This window comes from Bradyrhizobium sp. 604_D8_N2_3 (genome assembly GCF_051810765.1).
GTDB classification, from domain to species: Bacteria; Pseudomonadota; Alphaproteobacteria; order Rhizobiales; family Xanthobacteraceae; genus Bradyrhizobium; species Bradyrhizobium barranii.
This window is the reverse complement of the sequence record NZ_JBPWPM010000001.1, coordinates 8,273,120-8,298,257: the sequence shown is the minus strand read 5'-3', so window position 1 is coordinate 8,298,257 and position 25,138 is coordinate 8,273,120. Positions and strand designations below refer to the sequence as shown.

Sequence of the window (25,138 nt, the reverse complement as noted above, 5' to 3'; positions counted from 1 at the left end):
GGAGGCTTCCGATGACCGCTCATGTCGAAGTGCTTGATGTAGTCGCTCAGATGAAGGCCGCCGAGCGTGCCTTCGTGCTCGCGACGGTGGTGCGCACGGTGTCGGTGACCGCGGCGAAGGCTGGCGCCAAGGCGATCATCGCCGCCGACGGCACCATCGTCGCGGGTTGGATCGGCGGGGGCTGCGCCAAGGGCGCGGTGCTGAAGGCGGCGCGCGAGGCGCTCGCCGATGGCGAGCCGCGCATGGTCTCGGTGCAGCCGGAGAACCTGCTGGCCGAGCTCGGCGTCAGCGCGGGGGAGAGCCGCGACGGCATCCGCTTTGCCAGCAACATGTGCCCGAGCAAGGGCACGATGGACATCTTCGTCGAGCCGGTGCTGCCGCATCCCTCGCTCGTCATTCTCGGTGCGAGCCCGGTGGCGCTGTCGCTTGCGGCGCAGGCGCGCGTGCTCGGCTATCACGTCACGTTTGCTGCGCCGTCCGCCGATCTCACGGCGCAGCCGGACGCCGACGCGGTCATCGATGGTTATCAGCTCGGCGAGCTCAACGACTCCAAGCGCTTCGTCGTCGTCTCGACGCAGGGCAAGGGCGACGAGGCCGCCTTGCGCGCGGCGGTCGCGACCAAAGCCTGTTATCACGCCTTCGTCGGCAGCCGCCGCAAGATGGCTTCGCTGCGCGCAAAACTCCTTGCAGAGAGCGCCAGCGCGGCTGCGATCGACGATTTCAAGGCGCCGGCCGGCCTCGATCTCGGCGCGATCACGCCGGAGGAGATCGCAATGTCGATCCTCGCCGAGATCACCAGAGAACGCCGGCGTGGCCAGCGCGCGGCCAATCAAACAGCAAGCAGAGAGTGAGACACCGATCATGCAGATGAACGACAGCCAGCGAATTCCCGCCTCACGCGAGCAGGTGTGGGCGGCGCTGAACGATCCCGCTGTGCTGAAGCAGTGCATCCCGGGCTGCCAGTCGCTCGAGGTGACCGCGCCGAACGAGATGACCGCGACGGTGGTCTTCAAGGTCGGCCCGGTGAAGGCGACGTTCAGCGGTAAGGTGACGCTGTCCGATTTCGATCCGCCCAACAGTTACCGTATCTCAGGAGAGGGCTCCGGCGGCGTCGCCGGCTTCGCCAAGGGTGGCGCGGTGGTGCGGTTGGAATCCGAGAGCGCCGACGTGACGGTGTTGCATTACGAAGTCGATGCGCAGATCGGTGGCAAGCTCGCGCAGTTGGGAGCACGGCTGATCAATTCGACCGCGACGAAGCTGGCGGGGGAGTTCTTCAAGTCATTTGCCGACGTGGTGAGCGCGAAGGCCGAGGCAGGCTAGCTGCCGTAGGGTGGGCAAATCGACTTGTCCGCCGTAGCTCGAAGAGCGAAGGCGGAAGCGAGCCTACCGTCTTCATCGCTACAAAAGAAGGTGGGCACGGCGCTTTGCGCCTTTGCCCACCCTACGATAGTCGCGCAAGCCGCCATCACCCCAACGACACCCCCGCCTTGGCCCGGCTGATCCCCAGCGTCAGGATGCGCTGCAGGAGATCCGGATATTTGAGCCCGGCATGTTGAGCCGCCGTGGCGAACTCCTGGCTCTTGGCGATCTCGGGGTTGGGATTGGCTTCGATGAAATACGGCGTGCCGTCGGCGGCGAGACGAAAATCGATGCGTGCGTAGCCGTCGAGGCCAAGCGCCCGGTAGATGCGCTTCGCGGCGCGCTGGATGCGCGCGGTGACTTCGGGCGCGAGGTCCTTGGCCGGCCCGTCGACGATGCCGAGCTTCTCCTGATAGTCGGTGTCGTGCTTGGCTTTCTCCGTGGCGATGTGCCGTGATCTGCGCCCGCCCATGCTGCCGAATTTCAGTTCCCAAACCGGCAGGACGCGCAGCCGGTTGTTGCCGAGCACGCCGACATAAAGCTCGCGCCCCTCGATGAACTGCTCGGCGATGGCGGCGGATTCGACCCGCTCGTGGATGAAGGCGACGCGCTCCACGAGCTTCTCGTCGGTATCGACGATCGAGGCCTGCGAGATGCCGAAGGACCCGTCCATGTTCAGGCTCTTGACGATCAGCGGCAGCGCAAGGCGCGTCGGGCGCTTCACCTTGCGGCGCATCGGGAAGACGGCGAAGGCCGGCGCTGCGATCCGGCGGTGATGCACCAGCGTCTTGGACAAATCCTTGCCGCGCGCCAGGATCAGGCCGCGCGGATTGCACCCGGTATAAGGGACCTTCATCAGCTCGAGATAGCTGGCGATGTGCTGGTCGTAGGCGACGTTGTTGTGGAATTCCTCGAGCAGCGTGAAGACCACGTGGGGCTTGAATTCTTCGATCGCCTCGCGGATCGGCTTGATCTCGTCCTGCGCACCGAGGGCGCGAACCTCGTGGCCGGCCGCACGCAAGGTGCTCACCACGTCGTATTCCGTCTTCCAGTTGTTGATTTCCTGCGGCGTGTATCCGTCGGAGGAGTCCGGAGGCATGAAGTCCGGATGCATCAGCACCAGAATGCGTGAGCGTCTCATAGCGCGATCCATTTGCGCCGAGACGGGCCAAACAGCGCGTGCATCGTCTTGGCGGTCACGAGGACGGTGAAATCGAGAACGAGCTTCTGTTCGGGGCCGACGGCGCGCAGATCGAGCTCACGGCAGCGGGAGATCATATCATCGAGCACGGCATCGAGCGTGAGCTGGTTCTCGCCCGTCCACCGCGCGACCAGCTGCCTGATCTGCGCGCGGTGCCGTCTGATCAGGGCCGAAGCCGGCTTTGAGCGGTGATGCCGTGGATCGGCTGAAAACAGCCGGGAGAGGTCGCGGTCGTAGGTCTTCGGCGCTGTGAAGGCGTAGAACGCCTGCTTCTTCTTGTAGTGGTCTTCGAGCGTCTGGCTGAGCCGGCCCAGCGTATCGACACGCTCCCGCGTCGTGATCAGCGGCCGCTTTCCCGCAATCTCGTGCATCAGCTCGTCGACATATTCGAGCTTCTTCAGCGCCGGCCATCCGGCATATCGCGTCCGCCAGTTCGAGCGTGGGCGCAGCCACACCGCGAAGGTCTCGGCGAAGTCTTCATCCGGATGGCTTTGCGCGTACCACAGCCGGAGGTGCTGGACGTAGCGCCTGCTGGCAGGATTGGGCCGGTAGTAGCGCGGGTAGTGTTTCGACGACGGGCCGAACAGCTGCTGCCAGCGCCGGCGGCGCTGCAGCTGATAGCCGTGCTGCACGGCATGGCCGGCCTCGTGACGGAGGATACCCATGCACTCGCGCCAGGTTCCGCCCTCGACGTCGAACATCATCTTCTTCTCGAGCTTCATCAGACGGGGATGGGCGAGATAGAAGGGGATGGCGATGCCCGGCACATCGCCCGGACTGAACCATTCGCTCGAGATCCATGTGTGCGGTCGCAGCCGGATGCCCCGCTCTTCGAGCTCCTCATGGAGCGTGCTGACGCAGTCCTCGAGCCAGGTGCCTTTGACCGTAACCCTCAGGCTGGAGAGGCGCTGCTTGAGCAACTCGTCATCCGACAGCTTCTCCCAGGCAAATTTCCGGCGCGGCATCAGGAATCCAGGGGGCAGGGATGACTCGGTATCCGGATGATGTCATGGGCGGCGGCGGGCAACAACCCGTGGGGCTGCGAAGCGGGCTGCGGCGCGTCAGCGCTCAACGCCGTAGGGTGGGCAAAGCGACTTGTCCGACGTAGCTCGGAGAGTGAAGGCGGAAGCGTGCCCACCACCTTCAATATAAAAAGAAAAGGTGGGCACGGCGCTTTGCGCCTTTGCCCACCCTACGAGACCTTCCGGGATCGGAAAAACTAGTCGAACAGGCTCGACACCGACTCTTCCGCCGCGGTGCGCGCGATGGCGTCCGAGATCAGGCTGGCGATCGGAAGCGTGCGGATGTTCGGAGCCTTGGTCACCGCCTCCGTCGGCAGGATCGAGTCGGTGATCACGAGCTCCTTCAGCTTCGAGCCCGCGATGCGGGCGGCCGCGCCGCCGGAGAGCACGCCGTGGGTGATATAGGCGTAGACGTCCTTGGCGCCCTTGGCGATCAGCGCGTCGGCCGCGTTCACCAGCGTGCCGCCGGAGTCCACGATGTCGTCGATCAGGATGCAGGTGTAGCCGGCGACGTCGCCGATCACGTTCATGACCTCGGATTCGCCCGCCCTCTCGCGGCGCTTGTCGACGATCGCGAGCGGGGTGTTGATGCGCTTGGCAAGGCCACGTGCGCGCGCCACGCCGCCGACGTCAGGCGAGATCACCATCGTCTTGGAGAGATCGAACTTGTCCTTGATGTCGCGCACCATCAGCGGTGCCGCGTAGAGATTGTCGGTCGGGATGTCGAAGAAGCCCTGGATCTGGCCGGCATGCAGGTCGAGCGTCATGACGCGGTCGACGCCGGCCTGCGTGATCAGGTTGGCGACGAGCTTGGCCGAGATCGGCGTGCGCGAACCCGATTTGCGGTCCTGCCGGGCGTAGCCGAAATAGGGCAGCACCGCGGTGATGCGGCGTGCCGAGGAGCGGCGCAGCGCATCGGTGATGATCAGCAGTTCCATCAGATGGTCGTTGGCGGGGAACGAGGTCGACTGGATGACGAAAGCATCCGAGCCACGGACGTTCTCCTGGATCTCGACGAAGATCTCCATGTCGGCGAAGCGCCGTACCACGGCCTTGGTTAGCGGCAGGTCGAGGCCTTGCGCGATCGCCTGCGCGAGAGCCGGGTTTGAGTTGCCGGCGACAAGCTTGATGGAGCCGTTCTTGGCCGACATGGACGCTTCCTCCCGCGCTTTGCTGGATACGACGTTCAACATCAGAGAATACCCACTGGAAGCACGGTTACGACGGGCGAGGAAATATCAGGCCGGGGCCTGCAATGGCAACCCGGCATGCTACGTTTTCCCTCCGAAATCCTGAGTCGGGCCAACGGTTTGGCCGCAACTTGGGGCCGTGGTTTCGCGGGGGTTATCGCTCGGCATAGCCCAGCGCCGAGGCCGGCATCTCGGCCGCCGGAGCCTCCGGGATCACGCTGGCCACCGCCGGTCCCCGCAAGCCGGGAACAGTGCTCGGCGCGTCCGGCGTTCCGTTGATCATGTTGGAAAGTCCGCTGAATCCGGCCTGGGCGATCTTCCGCAGCACGAGGTCGTCGGCGGCGCCCCAGGGATCGCGGCCGCCCTTGGCGGCGGTCAATTCCTCGCCAGAGAGGCGCAATGCCCGCTGCTGGTTGGCGTCGTAGACGTCCCAGACCCAGGCGATCACGGTCTTGCCGCGCACGATTTGGGCGGAGAGGTAACTGCGCACGCGATAGGCAGCCGTCCCCTCGCGGGAGACGACGGACAGGCTGCGCAGCTTGGATTCGCTGTCGAGCACGCCGACCATGCGGTCGAACACCTGCGGGGGCGGCCCGTCGATCGATTCGAAGGCCACGGTCGCCCCTGAGCCGGTACTCGGCGCCATCGCATAGGAGTTGGCGGCACCGCCGCCGCCGGCGCAGCCGCCAAGCGCGACCGCCGCTGCCAGCAGCATGACCGCCAGCACACGCGAACCCGCGCGGCCCAGGATGAATGACGCGTCCCTCATTATGGGGGGCAGCGATATCGTTAAAATCGATTAAGGTCTAGGGCAGGAAGGACACATCATTGGGCCGATCCGGCCGAGGAATTGTCGATGAGGGGAGCGACTTTGGGGGTAATCGTTGCCTGCCTCATCGTGGGGCGGGCCGCGGCGGCAGAAAGTGCGGCCGAGGCAATCCGGGCTTTCGGACTGACCGGTACCTGGTCGGTTGATTGCAAACGGGATCCGTATCAGGCCTGTGAGAACAACCGCTGTGGCGCGCGATTGACGTACATCGCGTCGTCCTCCGGAGCGCCGACGACAAGGAATGTGATCGGGACGTTCACACCTGGGCAAGTAAGGACATTCATCAGCGCGATCTATTCGGCGACGCGTATTGCCGACGACAAGATCAAGATCGTGTCGGTTCAGGACCCTCCACCCAGCACGACACTGATCTGGTGGCGTCAGCCGGGCGAGGTTTGGGAGATCGTTCTGCTCAAGGTCGGCGACAAATATCGGACTTTCTCCGCGCATCGCGACGATTGGAAGAAGATCGAAGTCGATGAAGGTTTCGAGGTCCGACCGCCGCCGCCGCCTCCACCAGCTCAAATGTACGTTGATTTGCCGACTAAATGGCTTCGCGGAAAGAATGAAACGCCATTGTTCGAAAGATGCAGCGACTAACCTAATGGGTTGCGGCAAGAACTAGGCCGAATTCGTTCTTAATTCTCCAGCGCGATCGCGTGGATGTGGCGGCCGTAATCCGGCTCCTTGCGATGTACCGAGCGGCGATAGCTGAAGAAGCGCTCGTCGGCATAGGTGTCCAGGCCAAGATCGTCGATCATCAGGATGCCGGCGGCTTCGAGCCGCTTCCGGATGAAGCCGGCGAGGTCGAACATCGCGTGTCCGGCGCGCACCGACGGGATGAAGAACATGGCGTTGTCCGCGTCCGCCTCGATGAAGCGGGCCACGAACTCGTTGCCGACCTCGTAGCTGTCCTGTCGGATCAAGGGGCCGATCGCGGCGATGATGCCGCTGCGCGTGGCGCCGAGCTTCTCCATCGCCGAGATCGTCTGTTCCAGCACGCCGGTCAGCGCGCCTTTCCAGCCGGCATGGGCGCCGCCGATCACGCGCGCGTTGGGATCGACGAACAGCACCGGCCCGCAATCGGCGGTGGAGACGCCGAGCGCGATGCCGGGTGTTTTCGTGACCAGCGCATCGCCCTTCGGCCGCGGTCCGCTCGGCCACGGCGCTTCGGCAATGAGGACATCGGGCGAATGGATCTGGTGCAGGCTGATGAAGCGCTCCGGGGCGACGCCGACATGCTCGGCCATGCGGCGGCGGTTCTCCGCGACATGCGCCGGATCGTCGTTGGAGCCGAGCCCGCCATTGAGCGCCGAATAAATCCCGCCTGAGACACCGCCCTCGCGGGTGAAGAAGGCATGGCGCAGGCCGGGCACGGCCGACAGCAGCGACGAAGCAAGCGTCATGAAGCGCCTCCGGCCCGTTCGAGATCGCTGAGGCCGGCGATGCCGGTCAGCCGCGGCTCGGAGATGCCGAGCACCTTGAACATCGAGCCCATGCCGCTGCGCCCGGTATCGGTCAGGCGCTTGAGCGCCACCGAAATGTCGGTGGCGACTTCAGGCGTCGCCTTCTGCATCAGGGCAGCTGCGCGGGTATCGATGCCGACGCGCTTGAGGAAATCGCCCTGCGTCACCGGGCCGTGCACACGGGCGCCGACATCCTCGGCCGCGCGCGCCAGGGCCTGGAAGTCGACATGGGCTGTGACGTCGGCCTGGCCCGGCGCCTTCAGGGGATCGGTGAAGGTGTGGCGCGCGATCGCCTGGAACGTGTCGCCGGCATCGCTGCGCAGATGGCCGTAATCGATGATCAGCGCCGCGCCGTCCTGGTCGCGCACGCGCGTGGCGAGCTTCATGATCTCGCCGTCGGGGCGCCATTCGAACACGGCGCCAACGGGAGCGGCGCGCACCAGAGGCGGCAGCAGCACGTCGAAGCGCGGCGTCGGGTCGGCGGCCGCGCCGAATTGAAGCTTGCCGTTGGGATCGATCTCGATCACGCGCTCGTGCCAGCCGTTCTCGCGCTTCACCATCTGGCGGATCGGCAGCACGTCGAAATATTCGTTGGCGAGGATGATGCTCGGCCCTTCGGGCACGTCGTCGATGCTGTCGTGCCAGGCGATGTTGCGCACGCCCGCCAGCGTCGCACTCTGCCGCTCGCGCAGCACCGGATTGACCTCGACCATGTGGACGTGAAGCGCCTGGTAGAGCGGCGGCAGCACGCGCAGTGCGCGCAGCGCATCCGCCATCATGGTGCCGCGGCCGGGGCCGAGCTCGATCAGCCGCAGGAATTGCGGCGAGCCCATCTGCTTCCACACCGAGGCGGTCCACAGCCCCAGGAGCTCGCCGAACATCTGGCTGACCTCGGGCGCGGTGGTGAAGTCGCCTTCGCGCCCGAGCGGATCGCGCGAGACGTAATAGCCATAGCGCGGATGCATCAGGCACAGTTCCATGTACCGCCAGACCGGCATGGGCCCTGAGGATTTGATCAGCGCCCTGATCTCGTTGAGTAGCGGCTGTTCGGTCACGGTCTGTCTTCTCGAAAGGAATTAACTGATAGCCCCGGCGGGCTTCGGCGCGCCGCGCCTGATAGCCAATACAATAAGTATGAGGCCTACAATAAGCATCGGGATCGACAACAGCATGCCCATGGTTAATCCGCCCCAGAGGAAGCCGAGCTGGACGTCCGGCTCGCGGAAATGCTCGCCGGCGATGCGGGTCAGGCCATAGATCAGGATGAAGGCGCCGAGGATCATGCCGGGCCGCTTCAGGGCGCCGAAACGGATCATGATCGCGAGCACGGTGAACAGCAGGATGCCCTCCATGCCGGCCTCATAGAGCTGGCTCGGATGGCGCGGCAGCTGCGTCGGATCGTTGGGGAAGATCATCGCCCAGGGCAGGCTGGGGTCGGCGGCGCGGCCCCACAATTCGCCATTGATGAAATTGGCGATGCGCCCGAGCAGCAGCCCGACCGGGGCGACTGCCGTGGTGATGTCGCCCAGCGACAGGATCGAGATGCGGTTGCGATAGGCAAACCACATCACCGCGACGACGCAGCCGAGGAAGCCGCCATGGAAGGACATGCCGCCCTCCCACAATTTGAAGATCGCGGCGGGGTGATCGATGAAGAAGGGCAGATTGTAGAACAGCACGTAGCCGGTGCGGCCGCCGAGGATGATGCCGAGCGTGACCCACAGGATGAAGTCGTCGATCTGCACCAGCGACATCGGCGCGGGGCCGCTCCACAGGCGCTCTTTCTTCAGCAGCGAGCGCGCATAGAGCCAGCCGAACACGATGCCGCTGATATAGGCCAGCGCATACCAGCGGATCGCGAACGGACCGATCTCGATGGCGATCGGCTTGAAGGCGGGAAAGTCGATGAGCAGAAAGGGCATCAGGCCTTCAAGACTTAAACGAGATTGCGGCGATAGAGCGCCAGCAGACGCTCCCAATGCCGCTCGGCAGCGTCGCGGTCGTAGACCGGACGCTTGGGGAAGGCGAAGCCGTGATGCGTGCCGGGATAGATCTCGACCTCGGCCTTGGCACCGCTCATGCCCTGCTTGACCTTCTCGATGACCTCGGCGGGCGCGTAGATGTCGGTCTCGGCGCAGGCGAAATAGAGCTCGGCCTTGGTCTTGCCTGAGGCGAGATGCGGGCTGTTGTCTTCGTCGGTCGCCAGATGCGTTCCGTAGATCGAGGCGGCGGCCTTGACGCGGTCGGCAAAGTGCGTGGCCGCGTTGACGGCGTAACGGCCGCTCATGCAATAGCCGACGGTGCCGACGATTTTCGTATTGGCAGCCGCCTGGCCCTCGGCATAGGTGAGCAGGGCCCTGGTGTCCTCCATGATCATGGGAATGTTGAGCGAGGCCATGAGCTGGAACATGCGCTTGCGCTCGGGTGCATTCGGATCGGCCGGCAGCGCGCCGAGCTCCATCACGCCGGAGCGGTAGTAGAGGTTCGGCAGCATCACGTAATAGCCCGAGGTGGCGAGCCGGCGCGCCATGTCGCGCAGCTCCTCGCGGATCGCCGGCGCATCCATGTAGAACAGGATGATCGGAAACGGCCCGCCGCGTTCGGGATGGGTGATGAAGGTTGCGGTGTGGCCGTCCTTGGTGGGAATCGCGATCTGCTGATCGATCATCTCGTGCGCCTTCTGATTCTTGTTATGCAGGGACGTTGAATACGATTGCAAGGAAACCGGGGCATGACAAGGATACCGCCGATCGGCCCTTGAACCGTTTCGCCCGGATTGCCATTGTCTTTTCGCGCGTTCGCGCAAAGTTTATCTGAGGCCGCCAGGAGACCGACATGACCCAGACCAACAACCGGTTTTTCGACGAGATCGGCCGCCTGATGAACGACGCCGCCGGTGCCGCCCAGGGCGTCAAGCGCGAGTTCGACACCGTGATGCGCACCCAGGCCGAGAAATTCCTGCGCGACATGGACCTCGTCAAGCGCGAGGAGTTCGAGGCGGTCAAGGACATGGCCCGCCTCGCCCGCGAGGAGAACGAGGCCCTGAAGGCGCGCATCGTGGCGCTGGAGGCCAAGTTCGGCGGAACGCCGACATAAGGCCGCCGTTCTCGCTTACCCTCCCCTCCAGGGGAGGGTGGGGACCCCGCCGGGCGGGCCATTCTCCTTGTCATTTCCGCATCTTCCGGGTAAAAGCCCGCCAAGTTCGCGGCCCCCGCACCCCTGGAGGCTTGCTGCGAACTGCACCATGGGCCGCGCTGCGGCCCATTAACTTTTGCAAAAACAAGGACTTAGACTATGGCGACGACCGTCAAGGAATTGAAGGCGACCGCACGTCCGAAGAGCGGCAAGGGGGCCGCCCGGGCTGAGCGTCGCGCCGGGAAAGTGCCCGGAGTGATCTATGGCAACAAGCAACCCCCGCTCCCGATCTCGGTTGACGATCGTGAACTGCGCCAGCGCATCCTCGCCGGCCGGTTCCTCACCACCCTGGTCGACATCGACCTCGAGGGCAAGAAGCACCGCGTGATCCCGCGTGACTATCACCTTGATCCGGTCAAGGATTTCCCGATCCATGTCGACTTCATGCGTCTCGGCGAAGGTGCCACCATCCGCATCAGCGTTCCCTTGCATGTGGTGAAAGCGGAAGGTTCGCCCGGCGTGAAGCGCGGCGGCGCCGTCAACATCGTCGCGCATTCGATCGAGCTCGAATGCGGCGTCGAGAGCATCCCGCAATTCATCGAGGCTGATGTCGGCTCACTCGAAATCGGTCACTCGCTGCATCTGTCGGACATCAAGCTGCCGGCCGGCGTGAAGGCGCTGACCCGCGAGGACGCGACCCTCGTCACCATCGTGCCGCCGTCCGGCTACGCCGAAGAGCAGAAGGCCGCGGCTGCGGCTGCAGCTCCGGGCGCTGCTGCGGCTGCTCCGGCGGCTGGCGCTGCGGCTCCGGCTGCGGGTGCTGCTGCTCCGGCTGCGGCTGCCAAGGCTCCCGCCGGCGGCGACAAGAAGAAGTAATCTCTCAAAGAGCTGGGCGCGCGGTCCTTGATCGCGCGCCGAGCGAGGGGCGCGCCGCGTCATGCGACTCTTTGTTGGGCTCGGCAATCCCGGCGCGAAATACGCACGTAACCGGCACAATATCGGCTTCATGGCCGTCGACGAGATCGCGCGGCGGCATGGCTTTGCACCATGGCGCCGCAGGTTTCAGGGCGAGACCTCGGAAGGTGCGCTCGGTACTGAGCGCATCATCCTGCTCAAGCCGACAACCTACATGAATGACTCCGGCCGCAGCGTTCAGGAGGCGGCAAGCTTCTTCAAGATCGCGCCCGGCGACGTCACCGTGTTCCATGACGAGCTCGAACTGCCGCCGGGCAAGGTGCGGGTGAAGATCGGCGGCGGCATCGCCGGCCATAACGGCCTGCGCTCGATCTCCGCGCACATCGGCAACGAGTATCGCCGGGTCCGGCTCGGCATCGGTCATCCCGGCGTCAAGGAACTGGTGCACGGCCACGTGCTGTCGGACTTCGCCAAGGCCGACAACGACTGGGTGGCGACGCTGTGCGAGGCGGTGGCCGAGCACGCGGCACTGGTTGCCAAAGGCACGGACGCGACCTTCGCCAACAGGGTGCATCTCGCCATGCAGGCGAAGGGCTTTTTGACCAAGGACGAGAACGGCAAGGAATAGGGCACCGTTTTCTCCGTCAGGCCCGGCCATGACGAATACGGATAGAGGACGACCATGGGATTTAAATGCGGGATCGTCGGGTTGCCGAATGTCGGCAAGTCGACCTTGTTCAATGCGCTGACCGAGACGGCCGCGGCGCAGGCCGCGAACTATCCGTTCTGCACCATCGAGCCGAATGTCGGCGAAGTCGCCGTGCCCGATCCGCGGCTCGACAAGCTCTCGGCCATCGCCAAATCGGCGCAGATCATCCCGACCCGGCTGACCTTCGTCGACATCGCCGGCCTCGTGCGCGGCGCCTCCAAGGGTGAAGGCCTCGGCAACCAGTTCCTCGCCAACATCCGCGAGGTCGACGCCATCGCGCATGTCGTGCGCTGCTTCGAGGATTCCGACATCACGCATGTCGAGGGCAAGATCGCCCCGCTCGCCGACATCGAGACCATCGAGACCGAGCTGATGCTCGCCGACCTCGACAGCCTCGAGAAGCGCGTCGACAACCTCACGAAGAAAGCCAAGGGCAACGACAAGGACGCCAAGGAGCAGCTCGACCTCGTCAACCGCACGCTGGTGCTGCTGCGCGAGGGCAAGCCCGCCCGCCTCGTCGAGCGCAAGGCGGAGGAGGAGCGCGCCTTCGGGATGCTCGGCCTGCTGTCGTCGAAGCCGGTGCTCTACGTCTGCAACGTCGAGGAAGGCTCGGCCGCCACGGGTAATTCGTTCTCCAAGGCGGTGGAGGAGCAGGCGGCCAAGGAAGGCGCCGTTGCCGTCGTCATCTCCGCCAAGATCGAATCCGAGATCGCCACCATTTCACGCGAGGAACGCGCCGACTTCCTGGAGACGCTGGGTCTCGAAGAGGCCGGCCTCGATCGCCTGATCCGCGCCGGCTACACCCTGCTCGACCTCATCACCTATTTCACGGTGGGCCCGAAGGAAGCGCGCGCCTGGACCATCTATCGCGGCACCAAGGCCCCGGGCGCGGCCGGCGTGATCCACACCGACTTCGAGAAGGGTTTTATCCGCGCCGAGACGATGGCGTATGAGGACTATGTCGCGCTGAACGGCGAAGCCGGCGCCCGCGATGCCGGCAAGCTGCGTCTCGAAGGCAAGGAATACGTCGTCGCCGACGGCGACGTGATGCATTTCAGGTTCAATACGTAAGACGCGAAAGAGCGGTGCTGTAGGGTGGGCAAAGCGACTTGTCCGCCGTAGCTCGAAGAGCGAAGGCGGAAGCGTGCCCACCACGTCTCTCTCAAATCGCGAAAGGATGGTGGGCACGGCGCTTTGCGCCTTTGCCCACCCTACGGCACCTGCAGCCGCCTCACCGCGCCCCGCCGCCCTGGTCGCGGATCGCGCCGAGATGCTCGTTGATGCGGAAGACGATCAGGATCAGCTCCGCGGCGATGCGCGAGAACACGATGCCGACAACGATGCTCGCGATCGATGACAGCAGCACCAGGAAGCCGCCGAACGGGCTGATCGCCATCGTCGCGAGACCGGAGAAGATTCCGGAAAGGCCGAACAGGCAGATCAGTGCGATCACCAGCCAGTAGAAGGTCTTGATGATCGTAGGGGTTATGAATCGGTCCCATTGAAACAGGTCGCTGAATGAAAACATTGCTCTCCCCAGGGCAAATCGGGCCTCGGCCTGCCGGTTGATCCGACTCAAGACCAACGCCGACACCCCATATGTAGCACGAGCCATGCGGGCCGGCGGGTTGAGATTGCCGCAAAGTGCGGCCACAATCTGTCATTCCCTCAAAGCATTCCCGAGATGACCCTGACCTTCGAAGATTTCCCGCCCGGCCGGTTCGGAACATTCGGCCCGCGCCATGTCACCCGCGACGAGATCTTGGCTTTCGCCGCCGAGTTCGATCCGCAGCCGATGCACCTCGATGAGGAGGCCGCGGCCAACAGCATGCTGCGCGGCCTGTCCGGCTCGGGCTGGCACCTCTGCTCGCTGATGATGCGGATGATGGCCGATGGCTTCATCACACGCGCCGCTTCGCTCGGCTCGCCCGGCGTCGACGAGGTGCGCTGGCTGTCACCCTTGCGGCCCGGCGACGATCTCATGCTCGACGTCGACGTGCTGGAGGCGCGCGCCTCGAAGAGCCGGCCGGAGCTCGGCATCGTCAAGTTCAAATGCACGGTGCGCAACGCCAAGGACGAGGCGCTGTGCGAGATGACCTCGCCGATCCTGATCAAGCGGCGCGAGAGAGCAGTCTGATGCCCTTCTTCGAGGAGATCGAGATCGGCCACCGCCGCGAGATCGGCGCCTATACGTTCACCGCGGAGTCCATCAAGATTTTCGCCGCAAAGTTCGATCCACAGCGCTTCCATCTCGACGAGGAGGAAGGCAAGAACTCGCTGTTCGGCGGCCTTGCGGCCTCGGGCTGGCATGTCGGCTCGGCCTGCATGAGCCTGCTTGTCGCGGATGGCCAGCGTCTGGCGCGTGAGGCCGCTTCGCGCGGCGAGGAGGTCGCGGTGTGGGGGCCGTCGCCGGGCTTTCGCGACCTGCGCTGGATCAGGCCGGTGCTCGCCGGCGACACCGTCGCCTACGTCAACGAAGTCATCGACAAGCGCAGCTCCGCCTCGCGCCCCGGCTGGGGCATTCTGACGGCCCGCACCACCGGCACCAACCAGCGCGGCGAGGAGGTCTATTCCATCACCGCCAGCGCCTTCGTGCCGATGCGGAAGGGCGGTTAGACCTGTTCCAGGATGAACGGTCCAAATGTATGCGCGAGTGTTGCCCGCGCGCTATGGACGCGATTCCGGGCGGCTGCCATAAGCCTGCTCAACATGATGACCCGCGAAGCAGTTGGCGGAACCATCGAGTTGCTAACCAATTATGAACCTGTCGCTGTCTAATTGAAACGAATTGGGCAGAGAACAGGGGACGAGGACCATGGCAGACCGCGGCGCACTCAAGCTGGTGGGATTTATCTTTGCGACCGCGACGCTGGCAGTGATGCTGGTCGCCGGCATGGTGGTGAAGGGCTATGCCGATGGCGGCTACACCCTGGAAGCCTCGACGGTCGACGCGAGCCGTTAAGGGCTCGTTAACTCTTCGGGGCCGGACGTCCGGCCTCCGCCGTCAGCGGCTATAGACGAACGCCAGCACCGCGATCGCCACCGCCAGCAATCCGACGAAGCGCAGCATGATCGTGCCGAACTGGTTCGGCGCGGGCCGCAGCGGGATAGGGTCCGTGTTGTCGGGCCGAATGCTTTCCATCTGAAATGTCCCCAGGCCCGGCCGCAAGGCTGCGGGCGCTTGGCATTGGTCGGCGCTGGGGCGCGGAGGGTTCAAAGCGAACCGGGTCGGCTGCATTGACTGCGTGAACGCATGTCCACTGCCTCAATCTTTCGCAGCCACACCCTCCGCTGTCATGCCCCGGCTTGATGTTTAGCCCGGAGACATGGCTGACACCTGTTCGGACACATCACTGACAGGTTGGCCATTGGTCAAGTCGATCGATGCGACCTGCCAGCTGGCGAAGAAGATTCCGTAGTGGCCGTCACGATCCAGCGGCCGGATGGCAAGGCGTTCGCGGGCGAAGGCCTGGGGAACTTTCCAGAAGTGTCCCTTGAAGGAGATGTAGGGTCTTGTCGATGAGACCCTGCGCACGATCTCGCCGCTGTCGTATTCGACGTTCGGAACGCGGGCCGGCATGGGGCGAGCACTTGGCCGGAAGCGATCGGCAGGGACCTGCATATCGAGGCCTTGGTGAGGCCGCTCCAGATTGTAGACCGGCCGCCAGGCGTCGAAGGCGCGCTGGACTTCCGGGAGAGTTCGGAAGCGGCGCATTGCAAACACCTCGGCCTTCAGGGTGCGATGGAAGCGTTCGTTCTTGCCGCGGGCCTGTGGGTGGCATGGCCTTGCGTGCACCACCCTGACGCCAAGCTTGAGCAGCCACACCTTCAGTCCGGTCCAACGAATGCCGGACGTATCGCCCCAGGGTGAGCCATTGTCGGTGTAGAAGGCCTCCGGCAGGCCATAGCAGCGGAACGTCGTCGACAGGTGATTCTGCACGGTGAGGCGCTGCTCGTCGGCACATGCCTTCAGGCACAGCACGTAGCGCGAGTGATCGTCGACGATCGTTAGCGGATGGCACCGCGTCCCATTGGCGAGCGGCAGGTGACCCTTGAAGTCCATCTGCCACAGCAGGTTGGGAGCTTCCTTCTCGAACCGGTGGCCCGGATTGGGCGGCGCATTCTCACTCGGTTTGATCCGGTCGTTCCGACACAGGATCTGGTGCACCGTTGATGGCACAGGCACCGTCTGCCCGCCCCGCTTCAGGCAATGGGCAATCTTCCGTGCTCCCCAAGCCGGATGCTTGTCGCGTACAGCCAGGACTTCTGCCTCGACCGCAGCCTCACTCCGCTTGGGCATCGCATGCGGGCGCCGGGAACAGTCGGCCAGCTCCCGATCGCCGGCCTGCCAGCGCGCCAGCCACTTGTAGCCGACGTCAGGACTGATGTTGAACCGACGGCACAGTTCGCGCCGGTTGGCGCCCTCCTGCAAAGCCAGCCGCACAAACTCGTGGCGCTGATCCATCACTGACACCTCGCTCCAAGGCATGGACGGCCTCCCGAATCGGACCAATCCAGCCAATGTTGATGTGTCAGCTATGTCTCCGAACACCCGTCAGTGATCTGTCCGGGCTAAACACTTGACCGGGGCATCCAGTACGCCGCGGCGTCCCGGCTCTTGCCTCATTGTCTCTGGAATACTGGATCGCCCGATCCCGTCTCCGCCAAGGGCTTCGCCGGGCCAAGAACTCACTCGGCCGCCGAAGCCTTAGCGAAGGCGGCAAGTCGGGCGATGACACCTATCGTGGGGAGCTTGTGCGCACCCAACTCCCCGCGAATCAAAACCGCCGCGTCCTTTGCGGAACGCGGCGGCCGGTGATGCTTGACGTGAGTGATCAGCTGTTGCGCAGGCCGTCGGCGGCGCGCTTCCACTGCGCGACGTTGTCGGCGATCATGCGGGTCGACTTCATCGCGGCCTGGCTGAGCTGGGCGTAGCCGGAGATCTCGCGCTGGACGCGCTGGCCCTCGGCATGGAGCAGGTCGCGCAGGCTCTCGAGCTCGGAGATCAGGTTCTCGATCTCGGCGAGCGAGGTGCCGGCGACGCGCTGGATCAGCGAGTTGACGTTGGTGACGGTGGCTTCCGCGCTCGGATCGAGCGGCGGCGTGTCGGTGGTTCCCGATGCCGGCCGGCGCAGATAGGCGATGTCGTTGCGGACGAAGTCGCGGATGCCGGCTTCGACTTCCGTCACTGCGGCGAGGTTGGTGTCGACCGTCTCGGTCTCGGTGGGTTCGGTCTTTTCCGGACGCATGGCGTTCATCGTTATTCCCCTGTTCGCGTTGAGCGCAGCGCGAGTGTCCCCCGCACGACGAGTTCGGTCATCCGACTAGGGCGTCGGATTTTGACCGCAACTTGGCCGAGATACGGCAAGGGCGGACGATTCGGGGGCTTTGCCGTGGCGTATGGTTACGAGAGTCTGAACTGCTGGGAAAACGAACCTATCCCGGGATGATGGCAGAGGGGGGCGCAGGACTGCTACCAGCTCTTCTTGAAGCCCGCCGTCAGGCTCTTGTTGATCGCGCCCTGCGAGGTCTCGCCGACCGAGCCGGAGACGGTGACGTTGTCGAACAGCTTTTGCTCGGCGCCGACCTTGCGCAGCCATTTGTCGTCGGTGGTCGACAGCGACTGGCCGGCGGTGATGCTGGTGCCGGTGTCGGTGAGGGTGACCTTGGCGCTCTGCTCGGTCTCGTAATTGCGCGTGATGTGGCCGCCGATGCCGGGCACCGCGGTGGTGCCCTGCTGGTTGACGCTGTAGCCGTTCTGGAGCGTCAGCGACGTGTCGCTCGACAGCGGCACCGACTTGATCAGCGACGCCCCGATCTTGCTCTGCTCGGCGCCGGGATCGACGCGGGCTTCCACCGCGGTCTTGTCCCAGATCGAGCCGGCGCCCGGCGCGGTCGCGGCCGCCCAGGCGCTGCCGGAGGATTGCGGCAGGCTGCCGCCATTGGTGGCTTTCTGCGCCAGCAGCTCGGACATCGTCCGCGGCTCGCTCGTCACCGTCATGTCGGCGCCGATGCGGGCGTCCCAGAACGAGGAGACCGACTGCTTCACCGTCACCGCGGAGGAGCCGTTGGCGTTCGCGTTCGACGACCAGTTCAGGCCGTCCTTGGCCGCGGCCTGGGCGCGCTTCTTGGCGGCCATGACGTCGTTGCCGGTACCGGCGTCGACCGCGAGTTGACTCCAGTCGAGCTTGTCGACGTCGATGCCCTTTAAAATGTCGGGGTCGTTGACGTCGGGAGCTGCGGCGGTCTCCGTGGCTTCGGTCTCGGCCTCGTCGTCAGGCGCAGCCGCCGAGAAGGGCGGGATGATCTGCGCCGAGACCGTCAGAACCGAGCCCAAAATGAATGCGGCCGCCAGCACCGGCAGCCTGGTCCAGCCAAAACCTGTCGAGAATTCCATCGTCCTGCCCGCGAGCCCAGCGCATGCCTGCCGCCACTATAATGCGGCCTTCGGTGATGACCATGCGCCATTCCGTCCGCTCAACACATGGTGATCTATCGTTGCGAAATTGTGGCGGCTCGCCTCGGCCAGAGCATGATCCGGACCCGAAGGGCCGCGCCAGCGCAAAGTGTGCAGCGGTTTTCCCTCGCGACAAACGCGGAACGCGTTTGCGCGGAGATCATGCTCAAACCACTGGAATGGCGAACCAACGGGCCGCGCGAAAGGCGCGCCCGATGACGAGCTTCGCCACGACGGCATCCGGCGGGGCTGGAGGCCAGGACGCGGGTCGGGCGAGCATCAATCATCGGTCCCGGCAAGCGGGGCCCGTTGGCGTCCCCCTCAGCCGACGCGGGTCATCTTCGGCAGATGAATGGCGCGGCCGAGTGCCTGTTCAACCAGATCGAAGGTGTCGACCAGCACGCGCATGCTGATCAGCTTGCCCGCCCTGAACTGGGCGAACTGCGCCACCCGCAAGCTGATCGGCTTGTCGGAATCCAGCGCGGTCAGCGAATAGCGCAGCATCGAGGCGGCGGAATCCACGCCGAGCATGATGCTCTCGCGGTCGAAGCGGCGGACGTGGAAATTGTCGGCGAGCTGGCGGATGACGTCGAGCACGGCGTCCCGGCCCTGGCGCGCGCCGAGGAACGGAAACATGTCGATCGGGCCGTAGATCGCCCACTCGACGTCCTCGTCGATCAGGGCCTCGATGTCCCTGAAATCCCGGTCGTTCACCGCGCGATGCAACGCGCGCGAGAAACGCCAGAGGCTGTGCTCTGTCATTTGGGGGCGTCCTGAAGCTGGCTTGCAGAAAAAACGGAAAGCAACCCCATGCACAGAAAAGGTGCGGGGGCCGCTCAATTCATTCGTATACAAATAAAATAGGCGATTTCGGCCAAAACGCAATTCACGTTTTCGCAATGCACAATTGATGCGGGTTTGTGAGATTTACAACAGAACCCCGTAATCTCCCGGTCTCTGCTCCACCTCTGCCCGTCAGAACGGGGCGAGCGCGAAGGATCATCCCCCGTCCGCCCGCGCGCCCACGATCAGCGGCCCGATCTCCCGCTCCAGCACCTGCTGCACCAGATCGTAGGAATCGATGATCTCGCGGATCTGCGCCACCAGTCCGCCCCGGAAGCTGTAGAACACCGCCATGTCGAACTGCACGACGCGATCGTTGCTGCGCTTCTTGAAGTAGGTGTGCATGTAGGTCGCGACCTCGTCGCCCTCGGCGAGGATGTGCGGCGCCCTGTAGCGGATTTCGGAATAGCGCGACCAGACGGTCTGCCACAGATCGCGCAGCTGCTGCTTGCCGTGGCGCGGCACCATGTGCGGCAGTACGTCGATCGGCGCGTGGGTAAGAAAGTCGACGTCGTCGGTGCAGCACGACAGCGCGGCCTCGATATCGCCGCGCGCAAAGCTGTCCAGCAGATGCAGCACGCGTTGCCTGTTCAGCGATCCAACCGTCATGCCGCTCCCGCCCTCGTGGGGTGTCGATTGCAAACGCCAATGCGCGCTCTGCGGGTCCAGCAATCCGCAAAAACAATGGTGTCCGGATCATATGACGCGCCGATGCAAAGCCCGGTTCATGAAATGCAATTAAAGCTTGTGTTGATGGCCGCCTGCAAGAATTCGAGCGGGCTTTCGCGTCCCGCATGACGCCGCGTGCATGCCGGTGGGCGCGTCCGCCACGCACGGCACACGGGAACCCGCGCCCGTCGGTGCTCGTTGAGACACCGAAACCGATCCGGAGACATCGATCATGAAATCCCCGCTTCTCACCGTCGCCGCAGCACTTCTGATGCTGGGCGCGACCTCCGCCGCCAACGCCAAGGGCTGCATCAAGGGCGCCGTCGTCGGCGGCGTCGCCGGCCACTATGCCGGCCATCACGGCGTCCTGGGCGCCGCCGCCGGCTGCCTCTACGGCAGGCATCACGCCAAGGAGCAGGAAAAGCAGCAGCAACAGCAGGGTCAGGTAAACGGGCAGGGGAAGTTGTAGGCGCGAACGGCACCACATGCTCCCTCGTCATTCCGGGGCGCGCGAAGCGCGAGCCCGGAATCCATAACCACGACAAGCGCGGACGATACTCCGCCGCCTACCTCTTCTTCCACCCACCCCGCCGTCCCGGCTGTCCACCCGTCGACTTCGGCGCAGGTCCGAACTCCGGCCCGGACTGCCTCGAGTCCGTCGGCTGGATGATCCGGCTCGTGCTGCCGAACGGCTTTGCCGGCAGGCTCGGGTTCTCGCGATAGGGCAACGACTCCGGCCCGTGCATCTCGTCGAGATGCGGCTTGTGCACCTTCGAGCCGCTGCCGCCGCCGCTGGCTTTCAGTGCGGAGCTCACGGTCTTTTTCTTCATCGCGCTGACGGGGAGGTTGGCGGCGTCGCCGTACTTCTTGGTGCCGGCATAGGCGCCGGCCTTGCCCTGCACGGTGCGCTGCTTGACGGTGGGGTCGTCGACCACTGCGAGCTCGGTGGCGCGCAGGCGTTTGACTTCGTCGCGGAGGCGGGCGGCTTCCTCGAAGTTCAAATCGGCGGCGGCCTCGCGCATGCGGGTTTCGAGATCGGCGAGCACGGCTTCAAAATTGTGGCCGATCGAGATGACGTCGTCGGTCATGTCGTGGCCGCCGACCTCGACCAACACGTGGTCGCGCTCGTAGACGGAGTTGAGGATGTCGCCGATCTGCTTCTTCACGCTCTCCGGCGTGATGCCATTGGCGGTGTTGTACTCGACCTGCTTTTCGCGGCGCCGGTTGGTCTCGGCGATGGCGCGCTCCATCGAGCCCGTCATCTGGTCGGCATAGAGGATCACCTTGCCGTCGACGTTGCGCGCGGCGCGGCCGATGGTCTGAATCAAGGACGTTTCACTGCGCAAAAAGCCTTCCTTGTCGGCGTCCAGAATCGCGACCAGTGCGCATTCGGGAATGTCGAGACCCTCGCGGAGCAGGTTGATGCCGACCAGCGCGTCGAAGGCGCCCAAGCGAAGATCCCTGATGATCTCGATACGCTCGATGGTGTCGATATCGGAGTGCATGTAGCGAACGCGAATACCCTGCTCATGCAGATATTCGGTGAGATCCTCCGCCATGCGCTTTGTCAGCACCGTGATCAGCGAGCGATAGCCTGCCTGGGCGGTGGCGCGGACCTCGCCGACGAGATCGTCGACCTGGGTGCGGGCGGGGCGGATATTAACGGGAGGATCAATAAGTCCGGTCGGGCGAATGACCTGTTCGACGAACACGCCGCCGCTTTCGTTCAGCTCCCAGCCGCTCGGCGTCGCCGACACCGCGACCGTCTGCGGCCGCATCATGTCCCACTCCTCGAAGCGGAGCGGGCGGTTGTCCATGCAGGAGGGCAGGCGGAAGCCGTATTCGGCGAGCGTCGCCTTGCGGCGGAAGTCGCCGCGGAACATGCCGCCGATCTGCGGCACGGTGACGTGGCTTTCGTCGGCGAACACCAGCGCGTTGTCGGGGACGTATTCGAACAGCGTCGGCGGCGGCTCGCCGGGCAGGCGCCCGGTGAGATAGCGCGAATAGTTCTCGATGCCGGCGCAGCTTCCGGTCGCCTCCATCATCTCGAGATCGAAGGTGGTGCGCTGCTCCAGCCGCTGCGCTTCCAGCAGACGGCCCTGGTCGTGTAGCTGGTCGAGCCGCTGCTTCAGCTCCGATTTGATCGACTTGATCGCCTGCACCAGCGTCGGGCGCGGCGTCACATAGTGCGAGTTCGCATACATCTTGATGAATTCGAGCTCGTCCTGCTTGTGGCCGGTGAGCGGATCGAATTCCTCGATGGTCTCGATGGTGTCGCCGAACAGATTCACGCGCCAGGCGCGGTCTTCATAGTGCGCGGGGAAGATGTCGATGACGTCGCCGCGCACACGGAACGTGCCGCGGGTGAAATCGGCCTGGGTGCGCTTGTACTGGAGCGCGACGAGGTCGGCGATCAGCTGGCGCTGGTCGATGCGCTCGCCCTTCTTCAGCGCGAACGTCATCGCGGTGTAGGTCTCGACCGAGCCGATACCGTAGATGCAGGACACCGAGGCGACGATGATGACGTCGTCGCGCTCGAGCAGGGCGCGCGTCGCCGAGTGGCGCATGCGGTCGATCTGCTCGTTGATCGACGAGTCCTTTTCTATGTAGGTGTCCGTGCGCGGGACATAAGCCTCGGGCTGATAGTAGTCGTAATAGCTGACGAAATACTCGACCGCGTTATCAGGGAAGAAGCTCTTGAACTCGCCATAGAGCTGGGCGGCGAGCGTCTTGTTCGGCGCCAGGATAATGGCGGGACGCTGCGTCTTCTCGATCACTTGCGCCATGGTGTAGGTCTTGCCCGAGCCGGTGACGCCGAGCAGCACCTGCGAACGGTCGTTGCGCTCGATGCCCTCGACCAGCTCCTTGATCGCGGTCGGCTGATCGCCCCGCGGCTCATAGTGGGACTTAAGCTCGAAGCGCACGCCGCCTTCGGACTTTTCCGGGCGCGGCGGCCGGTGCGGCGTCCACACCTTGGTGGAGCCGTCGTCCCTGCGGAACTCCGGACGGCCCTCGCGGATCAGCGATTCCAGCGCATCCGCGGTCGCCTTGACCCCGAGCGCCTCCATTTTGTTGCGCGGCGGACGCGCCAGCGCTTCCGCATCGTCCTCCTCTGTCGGCATCCCGAGCTGCCGCGCCAGTTCCGGATCGAGCGTCGGGATCGTGGCCGCGGTGCCGTAATTGGCCTGCGGCGCCTCGTCGAAGCCGCCGCTCTCCGACGCACGCGCCCCCGGCGGCTGCGGATTGGGCCGCAGCGGCATCGGCTTAGTCAGATTCTTGGCATTATCCTGCGGAAAATCTCTCGGTGTCGAGGCGCGCGCCCGGTGCGCGGCGGCCTCGCCCCCGGCGCGGCGGTCGCGCGAATTGTCCGGCGGCGGCTGCAGCCCGGTGCCCGATCCCAGCCCGGCATCGCCGCGATTGATCGCGGGATTCAGAAGTTCGGCCAGCGCCGGCCCGATCGGCTGCACGTCGGGCCGATGTGCCTTCGAGTTCGGGGCTTTGGATTTGGGGGATTTCGGGGGAGCAGGTTTCTTCGCCATGCCCCGAATATGGGACGAGTCAGCGCTTCAGAAAAGGGCGAATGCCCTTCCGTGCTCAGGCTGCTGACAGCAGGTTGGCAGCAGGAGCCATGATCGCCCCGACGCGACAAATTTGTCGTTGCGTCGGACGGCGATGGCGCTACTTTAGGTAGTGTTTATTGCGCGATGATCTGACCATTTTCATGCATCTCGGCGGCGCTTTCGGCCGCAGGCGCGGCCAGTCGCCTCAACAGCGGGTAGATTCCATGACAATCAATTTCATCCCGAACGACCCCAATGCCGTGACCGACATGCCGCAACGGCAGCAGGACGCGCGGCCCGACCGTCCGGCCGGGCGTGCAAATTTCAACTATGAGGCTCACGCGGCCGAGGCCCCGTTCGGTGTCAATCAGCGGGACTTTCTGTTCTGGCAGAGCCGGGAAGCGGCGCTCGCCGCTGTGGAGGCCTGGGAGACCTATGCCGGCAACCTCGCCAGATGGTCGCAAGGGCCTCGCATCGACATCAGCCTGACCTACAATGACGGTGAAACGGTCGGCCCCCGGCGGTTGAATGCCTATTACGACACGCAAGGTGTTCGGTTCTTCGACTTCAACGACGGCACCACAACCACCTTCTCCGCGGCCAGCACCGACACGGTCAGCCATGAGGTCGGCCACGCCCTGCTCGATTCCCAGCGGCCGGAGCTGTTCAACAGCCCGCTACCTGAGGTCGGAGCGTTTCACGAAGCGTTCGGCGACGTGGTTGCCCTGCTGACCGCGCTGTCGGACCAGGCGACGCGGATCAAGCTGCTTCAGATCACGCCCGACCTGTCCCAGCCGAATTTCGTCGAGGCGAGTTCCGAATATCTGTCGGCCGCCATTCTCAAGCAGTTCGGCAACGTCAACCCCTCGAAGCCGCGGCGGGCGCTGAATACGTTCAAATGGCAGCTGCCCAGCACCTTGCCGGCCGGCAAGTTCGAAGATCCGCCCGAATTGCTCACGCGCGAGAGCCACAATTTCAGCCGCGTCTTCACCGGCGCATTCTATGACACGCTCCGCGGCGTGTTCGCGGCGAGCGGCGCCGGCAGCGAGGCGGCGCTGCTGACCGCCGCGCAGACCTGCGGCAGGCTGTTGGTCGAAGCGGTGCGGCAGACGCCGGAGACGGCGCGATATTTTCAGTCCGTGGGCCGGGCCATGGTCAAGGCCGACGGCCAGATCAACAACGGCGCCAATCGCGAGATCATCGGCAAGGCGTTCTCCGATCACGACATCATGCTCGGCAGCGCCGCCATGACCGCGCCGACGGCGGCGTTGGCGGGGCCGCCACCCAAGATCCTGAAGGCGAGCGCCACGATCGCGCCGAGCACGCTCTCGGATCTGCGCGAGCGGATCGGCGCGAAGGGCGCCAGATTCGCGATCCGCCCGCTCGCCATGCTCGGGGAGGGCGTGGCGGAAGCGGTGCATCGGCGCGAAGTCCCGCTCGGCGATATCGACACCAGACTTCGCGGCGTGGTCGCCTTCGCGGCGGAGCCGGTTCTGATCGGCCGCTCCGGCGCCCGTGCGGCGGTGCTCGGCGCGTTGCCAGAGCACAATCGCACGGAGGACGAGGTCGGCGCCTTCGTCGAGACGCTGCTCAGGAACGGTCGCATCGAGCTCGACGGCAAGCCGAAGGCGGCCGCAAAGACGGCGAAGAAGAAAGGGCTGGTGGCCGCCGCCGCGGCCGACGATGCGTCGTCGAACAATATTCGCACCCACGTCATCCGCACGGTCGGCGGCAAAAAGGTGCTGACCCGCATCCGCTTCCTGTGCGGCTGCTGCATTTGAGG

Annotated in this window: 28 protein-coding genes; 12 read left to right on the top strand and 16 right to left on the bottom strand. The window is 64.8% G+C overall.

All coding sequences use genetic code 11. The features are described from left to right. The first annotated feature begins 11 nt into the window (after nt 1–11). On the top strand, nt 12–851 hold the full coding sequence (locus AB7245_RS39880; RefSeq protein WP_085398489.1) for an XdhC family protein: 840 nt from the start codon (nt 12–14) through the stop codon (nt 849–851). 10 nt (nt 852–861) lie between these two features. Next, nucleotides 862–1,320 (top strand): SRPBCC family protein, encoded by a 459-nt coding sequence (locus AB7245_RS39875; protein ID WP_085398490.1) that lies wholly within the window; start codon nt 862–864, stop codon nt 1,318–1,320. Nucleotides 1,321–1,465: 145 nt separating this feature from the next. On the opposite strand, the gene AB7245_RS39870 is transcribed toward AB7245_RS39875, so the two are convergent. The 4 genes from AB7245_RS39870 to AB7245_RS39855 all read right to left on the bottom strand — a co-directional run bounded on the left by AB7245_RS39870 (nt 1,466) and on the right by AB7245_RS39855 (nt 5,541). Next, nucleotides 1,466–2,500: a D-alanine--D-alanine ligase family protein gene (locus AB7245_RS39870; protein ID WP_063985561.1), complete on the bottom strand. Its 1,035-nt coding sequence runs from the start codon at nt 2,498–2,500 to the stop codon at nt 1,466–1,468. Beyond that, a complete protein-coding gene (locus AB7245_RS39865) occupies nt 2,497–3,525 on the bottom strand; it encodes a putative zinc-binding metallopeptidase (protein ID WP_063985560.1) in 1,029 nt (342 codons plus the stop codon). Before AB7245_RS39865 ends, AB7245_RS39870 begins: the two co-directional genes overlap by 4 nt. Nucleotides 3,526–3,779: 254 nt before the next feature. Next, nucleotides 3,780–4,733: a ribose-phosphate pyrophosphokinase gene (locus tag AB7245_RS39860; RefSeq protein WP_028151562.1), complete on the bottom strand. Its 954-nt coding sequence runs from the start codon at nt 4,731–4,733 to the stop codon at nt 3,780–3,782. Nucleotides 4,734–4,926: 193 nt separating this feature from the next. Then, nucleotides 4,927–5,541 carry a hypothetical protein gene (locus AB7245_RS39855; protein ID WP_085398491.1) on the bottom strand — a complete coding sequence of 205 codons (615 nt, stop codon included), beginning with the start codon at nt 5,539–5,541 and terminating at the stop codon, nt 4,927–4,929. Between the two features lie 87 nt (nt 5,542–5,628). Here AB7245_RS39855 and AB7245_RS39850 point away from each other — a divergent pair, with 87 nt between their 5' ends. Next, nucleotides 5,629–6,201: a hypothetical protein gene (locus tag AB7245_RS39850; protein ID WP_135216021.1), complete on the top strand. Its 573-nt coding sequence runs from the start codon at nt 5,629–5,631 to the stop codon at nt 6,199–6,201. Between the two features lie 38 nt (nt 6,202–6,239). Here the strand turns inward: AB7245_RS39850 and pgeF are convergent, their stop codons facing one another. Genes pgeF through AB7245_RS39830 form a run of 4 tightly spaced genes read right to left on the bottom strand, consistent with a single transcriptional unit; the run spans nt 6,240 to nt 9,735 of the window. Next, nucleotides 6,240–7,007: a peptidoglycan editing factor PgeF gene (gene pgeF, locus AB7245_RS39845; protein ID WP_085398493.1), complete on the bottom strand. Its 768-nt coding sequence runs from the start codon at nt 7,005–7,007 to the stop codon at nt 6,240–6,242. Then, nucleotides 7,004–8,122, bottom strand: coding sequence for a class I SAM-dependent methyltransferase (locus AB7245_RS39840; protein ID WP_085398494.1), 1,119 nt, complete (start codon nt 8,120–8,122; stop codon nt 7,004–7,006). Before AB7245_RS39840 ends, pgeF begins: the two co-directional genes overlap by 4 nt. Nucleotides 8,123–8,143: 21 nt before the next feature. Further along, the gene (lgt, locus tag AB7245_RS39835) at nt 8,144–8,989 is read right to left on the bottom strand and encodes a prolipoprotein diacylglyceryl transferase (protein WP_085398495.1); all 846 of its coding nucleotides are present in this window, start codon (nt 8,987–8,989) and stop codon (nt 8,144–8,146) included. A gap of 14 nt (nt 8,990–9,003) precedes the next feature. Next, complete coding sequence (locus AB7245_RS39830; protein WP_085398497.1) at nt 9,004–9,735, bottom strand: dienelactone hydrolase family protein; 732 nt, start codon at nt 9,733–9,735, stop codon at nt 9,004–9,006. 167 nt (nt 9,736–9,902) lie between these two features. On the opposite strand from AB7245_RS39830, the gene AB7245_RS39825 reads away from it, so the two are divergent. From AB7245_RS39825 to ychF, 4 genes are all read left to right on the top strand, one after another. Further along, nucleotides 9,903–10,163 carry an accessory factor UbiK family protein gene (locus AB7245_RS39825; protein WP_071909564.1) on the top strand — a complete coding sequence of 87 codons (261 nt, stop codon included), beginning with the start codon at nt 9,903–9,905 and terminating at the stop codon, nt 10,161–10,163. A 198-nt stretch (nt 10,164–10,361) separates the two neighbouring features. Further along, entirely contained in the window at nt 10,362–11,078 is a 717-nt protein-coding gene (locus AB7245_RS39820) for a 50S ribosomal protein L25/general stress protein Ctc (RefSeq protein ID WP_071909565.1), read from the top strand. 61 nt (nt 11,079–11,139) lie between these two features. After that, on the top strand, nt 11,140–11,745 hold the full coding sequence (pth, locus tag AB7245_RS39815; RefSeq protein WP_085399290.1) for an aminoacyl-tRNA hydrolase: 606 nt from the start codon (nt 11,140–11,142) through the stop codon (nt 11,743–11,745). A gap of 54 nt (nt 11,746–11,799) precedes the next feature. Continuing rightward, nucleotides 11,800–12,897 carry a redox-regulated ATPase YchF gene (ychF, locus tag AB7245_RS39810; RefSeq protein WP_135216022.1) on the top strand — a complete coding sequence of 366 codons (1,098 nt, stop codon included), beginning with the start codon at nt 11,800–11,802 and terminating at the stop codon, nt 12,895–12,897. A 160-nt stretch (nt 12,898–13,057) separates the two neighbouring features. On the opposite strand, the gene AB7245_RS39805 is transcribed toward ychF, so the two are convergent. Beyond that, a complete protein-coding gene (locus AB7245_RS39805) occupies nt 13,058–13,354 on the bottom strand; it encodes a DUF4282 domain-containing protein (RefSeq protein WP_063985551.1) in 297 nt (98 codons plus the stop codon). A gap of 156 nt (nt 13,355–13,510) precedes the next feature. Here AB7245_RS39805 and AB7245_RS39800 point away from each other — a divergent pair, with 156 nt between their 5' ends. The 3 genes from AB7245_RS39800 (at nt 13,511) to AB7245_RS39790 (ending at nt 14,788) form a co-directional block, all read left to right on the top strand. Continuing rightward, nucleotides 13,511–13,963 (top strand): MaoC family dehydratase, encoded by a 453-nt coding sequence (locus tag AB7245_RS39800; RefSeq protein WP_085399292.1) that lies wholly within the window; start codon nt 13,511–13,513, stop codon nt 13,961–13,963. Continuing rightward, on the top strand, nt 13,963–14,442 hold the full coding sequence (locus AB7245_RS39795; protein ID WP_085399293.1) for a MaoC family dehydratase: 480 nt from the start codon (nt 13,963–13,965) through the stop codon (nt 14,440–14,442). Before AB7245_RS39800 ends, AB7245_RS39795 begins: the two co-directional genes overlap by 1 nt. A 199-nt stretch (nt 14,443–14,641) precedes the next feature. Further along, nucleotides 14,642–14,788: a hypothetical protein gene (locus tag AB7245_RS39790; RefSeq protein ID WP_166103493.1), complete on the top strand. Its 147-nt coding sequence runs from the start codon at nt 14,642–14,644 to the stop codon at nt 14,786–14,788. Between the two features lie 42 nt (nt 14,789–14,830). Here AB7245_RS39790 and AB7245_RS39785 read toward each other — a convergent pair whose 3' ends face one another. The 6 genes from AB7245_RS39785 to AB7245_RS39760 form a co-directional block, all read right to left on the bottom strand. Beyond that, a complete protein-coding gene (locus AB7245_RS39785) occupies nt 14,831–14,968 on the bottom strand; it encodes a hypothetical protein (RefSeq protein ID WP_014492018.1) in 138 nt (45 codons plus the stop codon). Between the two features lie 171 nt (nt 14,969–15,139). Continuing rightward, nucleotides 15,140–16,315, bottom strand: coding sequence for an IS481 family transposase (locus tag AB7245_RS39780; RefSeq protein ID WP_085398134.1), 1,176 nt, complete (start codon nt 16,313–16,315; stop codon nt 15,140–15,142). 346 nt (nt 16,316–16,661) lie between these two features. Beyond that, entirely contained in the window at nt 16,662–17,084 is a 423-nt protein-coding gene (locus AB7245_RS39775; RefSeq protein ID WP_071909569.1) for a hypothetical protein, read from the bottom strand. A 215-nt stretch (nt 17,085–17,299) separates the two neighbouring features. After that, nucleotides 17,300–18,223, bottom strand: a complete 924-nt coding sequence (locus tag AB7245_RS39770; protein ID WP_085399294.1) for a hypothetical protein — start codon at nt 18,221–18,223, stop codon at nt 17,300–17,302. 381 nt (nt 18,224–18,604) lie between these two features. Then, nucleotides 18,605–19,045, bottom strand: a complete 441-nt coding sequence (locus AB7245_RS39765; RefSeq protein ID WP_063985546.1) for a nuclear transport factor 2 family protein — start codon at nt 19,043–19,045, stop codon at nt 18,605–18,607. 237 nt (nt 19,046–19,282) lie between these two features. After that, nucleotides 19,283–19,735: a nuclear transport factor 2 family protein gene (locus AB7245_RS39760; protein WP_085399295.1), complete on the bottom strand. Its 453-nt coding sequence runs from the start codon at nt 19,733–19,735 to the stop codon at nt 19,283–19,285. Between the two features lie 292 nt (nt 19,736–20,027). Between AB7245_RS39760 and AB7245_RS39755 the strand changes: the two genes are divergently transcribed. After that, the gene (locus AB7245_RS39755; protein WP_028151579.1) at nt 20,028–20,264 is read left to right on the top strand and encodes a hypothetical protein; all 237 of its coding nucleotides are present in this window, start codon (nt 20,028–20,030) and stop codon (nt 20,262–20,264) included. A gap of 97 nt (nt 20,265–20,361) precedes the next feature. Here the strand turns inward: AB7245_RS39755 and uvrB are convergent, their stop codons facing one another. Further along, nucleotides 20,362–23,334 (bottom strand): excinuclease ABC subunit UvrB, encoded by a 2,973-nt coding sequence (gene uvrB / locus AB7245_RS39750; RefSeq protein ID WP_135216023.1) that lies wholly within the window; start codon nt 23,332–23,334, stop codon nt 20,362–20,364. Nucleotides 23,335–23,579: 245 nt separating this feature from the next. Here uvrB and AB7245_RS39745 point away from each other — a divergent pair, with 245 nt between their 5' ends. After that, nucleotides 23,580–25,136 carry a hypothetical protein gene (locus AB7245_RS39745; RefSeq protein ID WP_135216024.1) on the top strand — a complete coding sequence of 519 codons (1,557 nt, stop codon included), beginning with the start codon at nt 23,580–23,582 and terminating at the stop codon, nt 25,134–25,136. The last annotated feature ends 2 nt before the right edge of the window (nt 25,137–25,138 follow it).

Coding starts and splice junctions, on each gene's coding strand:
- AB7245_RS39880 (WP_085398489.1), top strand. CDS start 12: ATGACCGCTCATGTCGAAGTGCTTGATGTAGTCGCTCAGATGAAGGCC.
- AB7245_RS39875 (WP_085398490.1), top strand. CDS start 862: ATGCAGATGAACGACAGCCAGCGAATTCCCGCCTCACGCGAGCAGGTG.
- AB7245_RS39870 (WP_063985561.1), bottom strand. CDS start 2,500: ATGAGACGCTCACGCATTCTGGTGCTGATGCATCCGGACTTCATGCCT.
- AB7245_RS39865 (WP_063985560.1), bottom strand. CDS start 3,525: ATGCCGCGCCGGAAATTTGCCTGGGAGAAGCTGTCGGATGACGAGTTG.
- AB7245_RS39860 (WP_028151562.1), bottom strand. CDS start 4,733: ATGTCGGCCAAGAACGGCTCCATCAAGCTTGTCGCCGGCAACTCAAAC.
- AB7245_RS39855 (WP_085398491.1), bottom strand. CDS start 5,541: ATGAGGGACGCGTCATTCATCCTGGGCCGCGCGGGTTCGCGTGTGCTG.
- AB7245_RS39850 (WP_135216021.1), top strand. CDS start 5,629: ATGAGGGGAGCGACTTTGGGGGTAATCGTTGCCTGCCTCATCGTGGGG.
- pgeF (WP_085398493.1), bottom strand. CDS start 7,007: ATGACGCTTGCTTCGTCGCTGCTGTCGGCCGTGCCCGGCCTGCGCCAT.
- lgt (WP_085398495.1), bottom strand. CDS start 8,989: ATGCCCTTTCTGCTCATCGACTTTCCCGCCTTCAAGCCGATCGCCATC.
- AB7245_RS39830 (WP_085398497.1), bottom strand. CDS start 9,735: ATGATCGATCAGCAGATCGCGATTCCCACCAAGGACGGCCACACCGCA.
- AB7245_RS39825 (WP_071909564.1), top strand. CDS start 9,903: ATGACCCAGACCAACAACCGGTTTTTCGACGAGATCGGCCGCCTGATG.
- AB7245_RS39820 (WP_071909565.1), top strand. CDS start 10,362: ATGGCGACGACCGTCAAGGAATTGAAGGCGACCGCACGTCCGAAGAGC.
- pth (WP_085399290.1), top strand. CDS start 11,140: ATGCGACTCTTTGTTGGGCTCGGCAATCCCGGCGCGAAATACGCACGT.
- ychF (WP_135216022.1), top strand. CDS start 11,800: ATGGGATTTAAATGCGGGATCGTCGGGTTGCCGAATGTCGGCAAGTCG.
- AB7245_RS39805 (WP_063985551.1), bottom strand. CDS start 13,354: ATGTTTTCATTCAGCGACCTGTTTCAATGGGACCGATTCATAACCCCT.
- AB7245_RS39800 (WP_085399292.1), top strand. CDS start 13,511: ATGACCCTGACCTTCGAAGATTTCCCGCCCGGCCGGTTCGGAACATTC.
- AB7245_RS39795 (WP_085399293.1), top strand. CDS start 13,963: ATGCCCTTCTTCGAGGAGATCGAGATCGGCCACCGCCGCGAGATCGGC.
- AB7245_RS39790 (WP_166103493.1), top strand. CDS start 14,642: ATGGCAGACCGCGGCGCACTCAAGCTGGTGGGATTTATCTTTGCGACC.
- AB7245_RS39785 (WP_014492018.1), bottom strand. CDS start 14,968: ATGGAAAGCATTCGGCCCGACAACACGGACCCTATCCCGCTGCGGCCC.
- AB7245_RS39780 (WP_085398134.1), bottom strand. CDS start 16,315: ATGCCTTGGAGCGAGGTGTCAGTGATGGATCAGCGCCACGAGTTTGTG.
- AB7245_RS39775 (WP_071909569.1), bottom strand. CDS start 17,084: ATGAACGCCATGCGTCCGGAAAAGACCGAACCCACCGAGACCGAGACG.
- AB7245_RS39770 (WP_085399294.1), bottom strand. CDS start 18,223: ATGGAATTCTCGACAGGTTTTGGCTGGACCAGGCTGCCGGTGCTGGCG.
- AB7245_RS39765 (WP_063985546.1), bottom strand. CDS start 19,045: ATGACAGAGCACAGCCTCTGGCGTTTCTCGCGCGCGTTGCATCGCGCG.
- AB7245_RS39760 (WP_085399295.1), bottom strand. CDS start 19,735: ATGACGGTTGGATCGCTGAACAGGCAACGCGTGCTGCATCTGCTGGAC.
- AB7245_RS39755 (WP_028151579.1), top strand. CDS start 20,028: ATGAAATCCCCGCTTCTCACCGTCGCCGCAGCACTTCTGATGCTGGGC.
- uvrB (WP_135216023.1), bottom strand. CDS start 23,334: ATGGCGAAGAAACCTGCTCCCCCGAAATCCCCCAAATCCAAAGCCCCG.
- AB7245_RS39745 (WP_135216024.1), top strand. CDS start 23,580: ATGACAATCAATTTCATCCCGAACGACCCCAATGCCGTGACCGACATG.